Raw genomic sequence first — 9624 nt, forward strand, 5'->3', positions numbered from 1 at the left:
AGCGCCCGCGCAAAGAGGACCGACATGACGATTGCCGACATCAAGAAGACCGCCGAGACCAAGATGGCCAAGACCATCGAGGCCTTCAAGGTCGAACTGCAGAAGATCCGCACCGGTCGCGCCCACCCGGGCATCCTCGACCAGGTGCACGTCGAGTACTACGGCTCGATGCTGCCGATCAGCCAGGTGGCCAACGTCACGCTGCTGGACGCGCGCACGATCAGCGTGCAGCCGTTCGAGAAGGGCATGGGGGCGAAGATCGAGAAGGCCATCCGTGAGTCCGACCTCGGCCTGAACCCTGCGGCGCAGGGCGACCTGTTGCGCGTGCCCATGCCTGCACTGACCGAGGAACGCCGCAAGGACCTGACCAAGGTGGTGCGGCACGCCGGCGAGGAAGCGCGCATCGCCTCGCGCAACGTGCGCCGCGACGCCAACGAGCACCTGAAGAAGCTGCTCAAGGACAAGGAGATCTCCGAGGACGACGAGCGCCGCTCACAGGAGCAGATCCAGCGCCTGACCGACGGCACGATCGCCGAGATCGACAAGCTCGTGTCGGGCAAGGAAGCGGAGATCCTGGCCGTCTGAGGCCCGGGTTTTCTTGCTGCACTTCACTGCACGCTGCGCGCGACGCCCCACGTGAGTTCCGACACCGGCACCCCGCGCCACGTCGCCATCGTCATGGACGGCAACGGCCGCTGGGCCAAGCGCCGATACCTGCCGCGCGTGTTCGGCCACAAGGCTGGCGTCGACACGCTGGTGAAGACCGTGCTGGCCTGCGCCGACCGTGGCATCGAGCACCTGACGGTGTTCGCCTTCTCGTCCGAGAACTGGAAGCGGCCGGCCGAGGAAGTCTCGTTCCTGATGGGCCTGGTGCTGGTGGCGGTCGAGAAGTACCTCGCCAAGCTGGCCGCCCAGGGCGTGCGCATCCGCATGATCGGCGACCGCGAGCAGTTGACCGACCGCCTGCGCCAGGCCTGCGACCGCGCCGAGTCGAGCACGCAGCACAACACGCGCATCACGCTGTGGGTGGCCTTCGCCTATGGCGGTCGCTGGGACATCGTGCAGGCTTGCCGTGCGGCCATGCGCGACGGCGTGAACCCGGATGAGCTGGATGAGGCCACGCTGGGCCGCTACATGGCCTTCGGCGGCGCACCCGACCCCGACCTGCTGATCCGCACTGGCGGCGAGGTGCGCATCAGCAATTTCCTGCTCTGGCAGGCGGCGTACTCGGAGCTGGTGTTCAGCGATTGCCTGTGGCCGGACTTCGACGAGGCCGAGCTCGACGCGGCCATCCGCGCCTTTGCAGCGCGTGACCGTCGCTTCGGCCTGGTGAAGACCAGCGTGGCGCCGGCGCAGGCCACTGGAACCTGATCATGCTCCGGCAGCGAGTCATCACCGCCATCGTGCTGCTGGCGCTGCTGTTGCCCGCGCTGTTCGCGGCGTCGCCGTGGCCCTTCGCTCTGCTCACACTCGTGCTCATCGGCGCGGCCGGGTGGGAGTGGGGCCGGCTCAACGCGGCCGGCGGCGCGGCGATCGCGATCGGTGTGCTGCTGGCGCTGGCCTGTGCGGTGGCCGCGTGGCTGGGCTGGGCGGCCACGCCGCCGCGCTGGCTGTGGTGGCCCGTCGCGGCCGCCTGGATCGTCGCAGGCGCGTTCGCCTTGCGCGCCGGCCCCGCGGGCTGGCCGGCCGTGCCGATGCCGCTGCGCTGGCTGCTCGGTCTGGTGATGCTGTGGGTGGCCTGGCTGGCGCTGGCCCATGCGCGCCATCTCGGCATCAATTTCATCCTCTCGGTGTTGTGCCTCGTGTGGATGGCCGACATCGCCGCCTATTTCGGCGGGCGAGCCTTCGGCCGCCGCAAGCTGGCACCGACCATCAGCCCCGGCAAGAGCTGGGAGGGCGTGTGGTCGGGCGTGGTTGGCGTGATCGTGCTGGCCCTGCTGTGGCGCTGGGTCGATGCTTCCCAGCCGGTCGACTCGCCCAGCCTGTACAGCCGCATCGAACTGCGCTGGGGCTGGCTCGGGCTGCTGGTCGGCGTCGCCCTGCTGGCCGCGATGAGCGTGGTTGGCGACCTGTTCGAATCGCTGGTCAAGCGCAGCGCGGGCGCGAAGGACAGCAGCGGTCTGCTGCCCGGCCACGGCGGCGTGCTCGACCGCGTCGATGCGCTGCTGCCGGTGTTCCCGATCGCCATGGCGCTGGTCGCGTCCTGAAGGTGTATTCCGCATGAGCTCCACTCCCTTGCGCGTCTGTGTGCTCGGCTCCACCGGCTCGGTCGGCGCGAACACGCTCGACGTGATCGCGCGCCACCCGGAGCGCTTCGAGGTCTTCGCGCTGACCGGGGCGAGCCGCATCGACGAGCTGGCCGCGCAATGCCTGCAGTGGAAGCCGCGCTTTGCGGCGATGCCCGACGAAGCGCGAGCCGGTGCGCTGCGCGAGCGGCTGGTGCGCGAAGGCCTGCACACCGAGGTTCTCTCGGGTGAGCGTGCACTGGAACAACTCGCAGCCCACCCGGACGTCGATGCGGTGATGGCGGCGATCGTCGGCGCTGCCGGCCTCGCGCCCTGCCTGGCCGCGGCGCGCGCCGGCAAGCGGCTGATGCTGGCCAACAAGGAAGCCCTGGTCGTCGGCGGCGCCTTCTTCATGGACGCCGTGGCCGCCGGCGGTGCCACGCTGCTGCCGATCGACAGCGAGCACTCGGCGATCTTCCAGTGCCTGCCCGAGGACCGCAGCGCCTGGGCCGCGCGCATCGACCACATCGTGCTGACCGCTTCCGGCGGGCCGTTCCGCTCGCGCGACCCGGCGACCCTGCGCGACGTGACGCCCGACCAGGCCTGCGCGCACCCGAACTGGGTGATGGGCCGCAAGATCTCGGTCGACTCGGCGACGATGATGAACAAGGCGCTGGAGGTGATCGAGGCGCGCTGGCTGTTCGACCTGACCCCCGAGCAGATCCGCGTCGTCATCCATCCGCAGAGCATCATCCACTCGATGGTCGTGTGCCGCGACAACTCGGTGCTCGCCCAGCTCGGCACGCCCGACATGCGCGTGCCGATCGCCTATGGACTGTCGTTCCCGCAGCGCATCGAGTCGGGCGCCTCGCGGCTGGACTTCACCGACCTGTCGGCGCTGAGCTTCGAGCCGGCAGACTTCACCCGCTACCCCGGCCTCGCGCTGGCCTGGGAGGCGCTGCGCGCCGCGCCGGGCAGCAGCGCGGTGCTGAACGCCGCGAACGAAGAGGCGGTGGCGGCCTTCCTCGCCGGAACCATCCGCTTCGATCAGATTCACAGCGTCAACGCCGGCACGATCGACTCCGTGCTGCCGGAGGCCGGGCAGGCCGGGTCGCTGCCGGGATTGCTCGAACTCGACGACCGGTCGCGCCGTGCAGCGCGCCGACTGGTGGAAGGCCTGACCCGATGATCACCCTGGCCGCATTCATCCTCACGCTGGGCGTGCTGATCGTCGTCCACGAGTACGGCCACTACCGCGTGGCAGTGGCCTGTGGCGTCAAGGTGTTGCGCTTCTCGGTCGGCTTCGGCCGCGTGCTGTGGCGCCGCCAGGCGACGCCGCACAGCACCGAATTCGTGATCTCGATGCTGCCGCTGGGCGGCTATGTGCGCATGCTCGACGAGCGCGAAGGCCCGGTCGCGCCGCACGAACTCGACCGTGCCTTCAACCGCAAGTCGCTGTGGCAGCGCACCGCGGTTGTCGCCGCCGGCCCGATCGCCAACCTGCTGCTGGCCGTGCTGCTCTATGCCGGCGCGCACTGGATCGGCATGGACGAGCCGAAGGCGCTGATGGCGGCGCCCGCGGCGGGCAGCCTGGCCGAGCGCGCCGGAATGCGCGCCGGCGACTGGGCGCAGGCCTGGTCCGACGACGGCACGCAGTGGGAAGACCTGCGCTCGATGGGCGACCTGCGCTGGCAGGTGACACAAGCCGTGCTCAATGCGCGGCCGCTGCACCTGATGGTGACCGATTCGCAGGGCCACGGCCAGCGCCGCGTTCAGCTCGAGCTCGACACGCTGGGCGCGCGCGAGGTCGACGCCCAGCTGATGAAACGCATCGGCCTGGGTGCGCCCTTCAGCGAGCCGGTGCTCGGCGAGACCAAGCCCGGCGGCCCGGCGGCGAAGGCCGGCCTGCGCGCCGGCGATCGCGTGCTCAGCATCGACGGCCAGGCCATCGTCGAGTCCACCCGCATCCGCGAGCTGATCCGCGCCAGCGGCGCGGACGGCACGGCGCGCACCATGCAGTGGCGTGTCGAGCGCAACGGCCAGTCGCTCGACATCGCGGTGACGCCCAACGTGGTGGCCGACGGGGCGCTGAGCGTCGGCCGCATCGAGGCCTATCCGGGCCAGCCGCCGCAGGTGGTCAAGGTGCGCTACGGCGTCGTCGAGGGGCTCACCCGCGCCGTGACGCGCACCTGGGAGATGTCGACGCTGACGCTGAAGATGCTCGGCAAGATGCTGATCGGCGAGGCGTCGCTGAAGAACCTCAGCGGCCCGCTGACCATCGCCGACTATGCCGGGCAATCGGTGCAGCTCGGCCTGGCCTACTACCTCGGCTTTCTTGCGGTGGTCAGCGTGTCACTCGGCGTGTTGAACCTGCTGCCGCTGCCGATGCTCGATGGCGGGCACCTGATGTATTATCTTTTCGAGGGTGTGACGGGGCGGCCGGTCTCCGAGTTGTGGCTGGAGCGGCTGCAGCGTGGCGGGGTGGCCATCATGCTCATGATGATGTCCCTGGCTCTCTACAACGACGTGGCCCGCCTGCTGGGCCTGCACTGACCCCGACGCATGCCTTCCTCCCGCCGAGCGCCCGCACTCCGCCCGACCATCCTCAGCCTCGCCCTCGCCGCCGCGCTCCACACCGGGGCCGCGTGGGCGGTCGAGCCCTTCGTGCTGAAGGACATTCGCGTCGAGGGCCTGCAGCGCACCGACGCCGGCACGGTGTTCGCCTCGCTGCCGTTCCGCATCGGCGACACCTACAACGACGACAAGGGATCCGCTGCGCTGCGTGCGCTGTTCGCCACCGGCCTGTTCAAGGACGTGCGCATCGACATCGACGACGGCGTGGTCGTCGTGATCGTCGAGGAACGTGCAGTGATCGCCGCGATCGACTTCGCCGGGCTCAAGGAGTTCGACAAGGACACGCTGATCAAGTCGCTGAAGGATTTCGGCATCGGCGAAGGCCTGCCCTTCGACAAGGCGCTGGCCGACCGCGCCGAGCAGGAGCTCAAGCGCCAGTACCTGACGCGCAGCCTGTACGGCGCCGAGGTCGTGACGACGGTTACGCCGCAGGAACGCAACCGCGTCAACGTCGTCTTCACGATCACCGAAGGCACCGCCGCGAAGATCAGCGAACTGCGCATCGTCGGCAACAAGGCCTTCTCGGAAGGCACGCTCAAGGGCCTGTTCGACCTCAACGACGGCGGCTGGCTGAACTGGTACACGAAGGCCGACCGCTACTCGCGCTCCAAGCTCAACGCCGACCTCGAGACGCTGCGCGCCTACTATCTGAACCGAGGCTACCTCGAGTTCAACGTCGACTCGACGCAGGTCGCGATCTCGCCGGACAAGCAGGACATCACCGTCACGATCAACATCACCGAGGGCCAGCCCTACACGGTGACGGCCGTCAGGCTCGAAGGCGACTACCTCGGCAAGGAAGAGGACTTCAAGACCCTGGTCACGATCAAGCCCGGCGAGGCCTACCGTGCCGAGGACGTCACCGACACGACCAAGGAGTTCGCCGAACGCTTCGGCAGCTTCGGCTACGCCTTCGCGCGCATCGATGCGCGGCCCGAGATCGATCGCGCCAACGGCCGCGTCGTGGTCACGCTGGTCGCCGACCCGGCGCGCCGCGTCTACGTGCGTCGCGTCAACGTGGCGGGCAACAGCCGCACGCGCGACGAGGTGATCCGCCGCGAACTGCGCCAGTTCGAGTCGTCCTGGTACGACGGCGCCAAGATCAAGCTGTCGCGCGACCGCGTCGACCGCCTGGGCTACTTCAGCGAGGTCAGCGTCGACACCGTCGAGGTGCCGGGCACGCAGGACCAGGTCGACCTGACGATCAACATCAAGGAGAAGCCGACCGGCAACCTGCTCGTCGGCGCCGGCTACTCGACGGCCGACCGGCTGTCGCTGACCGCGTCGATCAAGCAGGAGAACGTGTTCGGCTCGGGCAACTACCTCGGCGTCGAGGTCAACACCAGCAGGTCCAGCCGCACGCTGGTGGTCAGCACGGTCGATCCGTACTTCACGATCGACGGCATCTCGCGCGCCTTCGACGCCTACTACCGCACCTCGCGGCCGATCAACAGCCAGGGTGAGGAGTACCAGATCGTCACGCCGGGCGTGTCGGTGCGCTTCGGGGTGCCGTTCAGCGAGTACGACACGGTGTTCTTCGGGTTGGGCGCCGAGCGTACCGAGATCAAGGGCACCAATGCGATGCCCAACAACCTGTACCTGTACCGGCTGCAGTTCGGCGCCGTCAGCAACTCGTTCCCGCTGACCATCGGCTGGACGCGCGACGAGCGCGACAGCGCACTGGTGCCCAACGCCGGCAGCTACAAGCGGGTCAACGTCGACTGGACGCCGTTCGGCAACACGCGCTATCTGCGCACCAACCTGCAGTACCAGCACTACTGGCCGATCACGCGGCAGTTCACCTTCGCGGTCAACGGCGAGATCGGCTACGGCCGTGGGCTGGCCGGTCGGCCGTACCCGGTGTTCAAGAACTTCTACGGCGGCGGCCTGGGCACCGTGCGCGCCTTCGACCAGGGCTCGCTGGGCCCGCCGGACGTCACCGGCGCCTACATCGGCGGCAACCGCCGCCTCAACCTGAACAGCGAGCTGTACGTGCCGGTGCCTGGCGCCGGCAACGACCGCACGCTGCGCCTGTTCGGCTACGTCGACGTCGGCAACGTGTGGGGCGAGTCCGAACGAATCACCGCCGACAGCCTGCGCGCGTCGGCCGGCATCGGCCTGAGCTGGATCTCGCCGGTCGGCCCGCTGAAGCTCAGCTGGGGTTCGCCGATCCGCAAACAGCCGAACGATAGAATCGAGAGACTGCAATTCCAGATCGGGACCGCGTTCTAATGAAAACTTCCCTCCTGAAGTCGACCGCCGCTGCCGCGCTGATGGCGCTTGCGGCGCTGGGTGCGCAGGCCCAGGAACTGAAGATCGGCTACGTCAACGCCGATCGTGTGCTGCGTGACGCCGCTCCTGCCAAGGCCGCACAGGCCAAGCTCGAGGCCGAGTTCGGCAAGCGCGAGAAGGAGCTCTCCGAGCTGGCCAACCGGCTCAAGGCAGCCGGCGAGAAGCTCGACAAGGATGCGCCGACGCTGTCCGAGAGCGAGCGCACGCGCCGACAGCGCGAGCTGGTCGAGCAGAATCGCGACTTCGACCGCAAGCGCCGCGAGTTCCAGGAAGACCTGACGCAGCGCAAGAACGAGGAGCTGGCCTCCGTCGTCGAGCGTGCCAACAAGGTGATGAAGCAGATCTTCGACACCGAGAAGTACGACCTGATCATCCAGGAAGCCGTCTTCGCCGGCCCCCGGATCGACATCACCGAGAAGGTGATCAAGGCGTTGAACGCCCAGAGCGGCAACGGCAAGTAAGGGCAGGGCAACGCCGATGGAAGTTGCTCTGCGCGAGATCGCCGGGCAACTCGGCGGCGAACTGCTCGGTGACGGCGAGCTGCGCATCGCGCGCATCGCCACGCTGGAGGGCGCGACGCCTGACGCGATCACCTTCCTCGCCAACCCGAAGTACCGTGCGCAGCTGGCCACCACCCGCGCCGGCTGCGTGATCGTCGCGCCGGGCGTGCGCGACGAAGCGGCCGCCCGCGGCGCGGCGATCGTCACCCCCGACCCTTACCTCTACTACGCACGGCTGTCGCAGTGGTGGGTGCGCACGATGCACCCGAAGCGAGCTGCCGGCATCCACCCGAGTGCAGTGGTCGATCCGGGCGCGCAGATCGCGGCCGACGCCGTCATCGGCCCGCTGTGCGTGATCGGCGCCGGCGTGCACATCGGCGCCGGCACGCGGCTGGCGGCGCGCGTGACGGTGTACGACGGCTGCACGATCGGCGCGCGCTGCATCGTTCACAGCGGCGTGGTCATCGGCGCCGACGGCTTCGGCTTCGCGCCCGTCAAGGCGGATGGCGGTCTGCGCTACGAGAAGATCGAGCAGCTCGGCGGCGTGCGCATCGGCGATGACGTCGAGATCGGCGCCAACACCTGCGTCGACCGCGGCGCGCTCGACGACACCGTCATCGAGGACGGCGTCAAGCTCGACAACCTCATCCAGGTCGGGCACAACGTGCGCATCGGCGCGCATTCGGCCATGGCCGGCTGCGTGGGCATCGCCGGCAGCGCGGTGATCGGCAAGCGCTGCACGGTCGGCGGCGGCGCGATCGTGCTCGGCCACCTGACGCTGGCCGACGACGTGCATATCTCGGCCGCTTCGGTGGTGATGCGCTCGATCCGCCAGCCGGGCCAGTACAGCGGCGTGTTTCCCATCGACGACAATGCGGCCTGGGAAAAGAACGCGGCCACGCTGCGCCAGCTGCACACGCTGCGCGAGCGCATCCGCACGCTGGAAAAGAACGACACGCCGAGACAACCATGACGACGATGGACATCCACCAGATCCTCAAGAAGCTGCCGCACCGCTACCCGTTCCTGCTGGTGGATCGTGTGCTGGAGGTCGAGAAGGGCCAGCGCATCAAGGCGATCAAGAATGTGACCATCAACGAGCAGTTCTTCAACGGCCATTTCCCCAAGCGGCCGGTGATGCCCGGCGTGTTGATGATCGAGGCGCTGGCGCAGGCCTCGGCACTGCTGGCCTTCGAGACGCTCGGCCAGTCGCCCGACGAGAACACGGTCTACTACTTCGCCGGCATCGACAACGCCCGTTTCAAGCGGCCGGTGGAACCTGGCGACCAACTGGTGCTCGAAGCGAGTCTGGAACGCATGAAGGCCTCGGTGTTCAAGTTCAAGGCGCGTGCCCTGGTCGGCGACGAAGTCGCCGTCGAGGCAGACCTCACCTGCACGATGCGCAGCTTCGCCTGAGGCGCGCGCCGCGGAGATCCGGAGATGGCGAACATCCACCCCACGGCAGTCGTCGAGCGCGGTGCCGAACTCGGCGAGAACGTCACCATCGATGCGTACACCATCGTGCGTGCGCAGGTGCGCATCGGCGAAGGCACGACGATCGGCCCGCATTGCGTGATCGAGGGTCGCACGACGATCGGCCGTGACAACCGCTTCTTCCAGTTCAGCTCGATCGGCGCCGTGCCGCAGGACAAGAAGTACGCGGGCGAGCCGACCGAGCTGGTCATCGGCGACCGCAACATGGTGCGCGAGTTCTGCACCTTCAACCTCGGCACCGCCCAGGACACCGGCGTCACGCGCATCGGCGATGACAACTGGATCATGGCCTACGTGCACATCGCGCACGACTGCCAGGTCGGCGACCGCACCACGCTGGCCAACAACACCACGCTGGGCGGCCACGTGCACCTGGGCGACTGGGTGACGGTCGGCGGCCTGACCGGCATCCACCAGTTCGTCAAGATCGGCGCGCATGTGATGGTCGGCTTCGGCAGTGCGGTGTCGCAGGACGTGCC

At 68.5% G+C, this 9624-nt stretch carries 10 protein-coding genes; all 10 read left to right on the forward strand.

Features of this window, described 5'->3' with window-relative positions:
- Positions 1-24: 24 nt before the first annotated feature.
- Positions 25-585 carry a ribosome recycling factor gene (gene frr, locus AAG801_RS36890; RefSeq protein WP_341892887.1) on the forward strand — a complete coding sequence of 187 codons (561 nt, stop codon included), beginning with the start codon at positions 25-27 and terminating at the stop codon, positions 583-585.
- A gap of 51 nt (positions 586-636) precedes the next feature.
- Positions 637-1371, forward strand: coding sequence for a polyprenyl diphosphate synthase (gene uppS, locus AAG801_RS36895; RefSeq protein ID WP_341892888.1), 735 nt, complete (start codon positions 637-639; stop codon positions 1369-1371).
- Positions 1372-1373: 2 nt separating this feature from the next.
- Positions 1374-2207 (forward strand): phosphatidate cytidylyltransferase, encoded by an 834-nt coding sequence (locus AAG801_RS36900; RefSeq protein WP_341892889.1) that lies wholly within the window; start codon positions 1374-1376, stop codon positions 2205-2207.
- Between the two features lie 13 nt (positions 2208-2220).
- Positions 2221-3414 (forward strand): 1-deoxy-D-xylulose-5-phosphate reductoisomerase, encoded by a 1194-nt coding sequence (gene ispC / locus AAG801_RS36905; RefSeq protein WP_341892890.1) that lies wholly within the window; start codon positions 2221-2223, stop codon positions 3412-3414.
- Positions 3411-4778 (forward strand): RIP metalloprotease RseP, encoded by a 1368-nt coding sequence (gene rseP / locus AAG801_RS36910; RefSeq protein ID WP_341892891.1) that lies wholly within the window; start codon positions 3411-3413, stop codon positions 4776-4778. Before ispC ends, rseP begins: the two co-directional genes overlap by 4 nt.
- A 9-nt stretch (positions 4779-4787) precedes the next feature.
- Positions 4788-7091 (forward strand): outer membrane protein assembly factor BamA, encoded by a 2304-nt coding sequence (gene bamA / locus AAG801_RS36915; protein ID WP_341892892.1) that lies wholly within the window; start codon positions 4788-4790, stop codon positions 7089-7091.
- On the forward strand, positions 7091-7612 hold the full coding sequence (locus AAG801_RS36920; protein WP_341892893.1) for an OmpH family outer membrane protein: 522 nt from the start codon (positions 7091-7093) through the stop codon (positions 7610-7612). Before bamA ends, AAG801_RS36920 begins: the two co-directional genes overlap by 1 nt.
- A gap of 16 nt (positions 7613-7628) precedes the next feature.
- The gene (gene lpxD / locus AAG801_RS36925; RefSeq protein ID WP_341892894.1) at positions 7629-8624 is read left to right on the forward strand and encodes a UDP-3-O-(3-hydroxymyristoyl)glucosamine N-acyltransferase; all 996 of its coding nucleotides are present in this window, start codon (positions 7629-7631) and stop codon (positions 8622-8624) included.
- Complete coding sequence (gene fabZ / locus AAG801_RS36930; RefSeq protein ID WP_341892895.1) at positions 8621-9067, forward strand: 3-hydroxyacyl-ACP dehydratase FabZ; 447 nt, start codon at positions 8621-8623, stop codon at positions 9065-9067. The genes lpxD and fabZ overlap by 4 nt, the downstream gene beginning before the upstream one ends.
- Positions 9068-9091: 24 nt before the next feature.
- Positions 9092-9624: acyl-ACP--UDP-N-acetylglucosamine O-acyltransferase (gene lpxA, locus AAG801_RS36935; RefSeq protein WP_341892896.1), on the forward strand; the 533-nt coding region annotated here is incomplete at its 3' end.

This window comes from Variovorax sp. YR752 (assembly GCF_943372545.1).

Coding starts and splice junctions, on each gene's coding strand:
- frr (WP_341892887.1), top strand. CDS start 25: ATGACGATTGCCGACATCAAGAAGACCGCCGAGACCAAGATGGCCAAG.
- AAG801_RS36900 (WP_341892889.1), top strand. CDS start 1,374: ATGCTCCGGCAGCGAGTCATCACCGCCATCGTGCTGCTGGCGCTGCTG.
- ispC (WP_341892890.1), top strand. CDS start 2,221: ATGAGCTCCACTCCCTTGCGCGTCTGTGTGCTCGGCTCCACCGGCTCG.
- rseP (WP_341892891.1), top strand. CDS start 3,411: ATGATCACCCTGGCCGCATTCATCCTCACGCTGGGCGTGCTGATCGTC.
- bamA (WP_341892892.1), top strand. CDS start 4,788: ATGCCTTCCTCCCGCCGAGCGCCCGCACTCCGCCCGACCATCCTCAGC.
- AAG801_RS36920 (WP_341892893.1), top strand. CDS start 7,091: ATGAAAACTTCCCTCCTGAAGTCGACCGCCGCTGCCGCGCTGATGGCG.
- lpxD (WP_341892894.1), top strand. CDS start 7,629: ATGGAAGTTGCTCTGCGCGAGATCGCCGGGCAACTCGGCGGCGAACTG.
- fabZ (WP_341892895.1), top strand. CDS start 8,621: ATGACGACGATGGACATCCACCAGATCCTCAAGAAGCTGCCGCACCGC.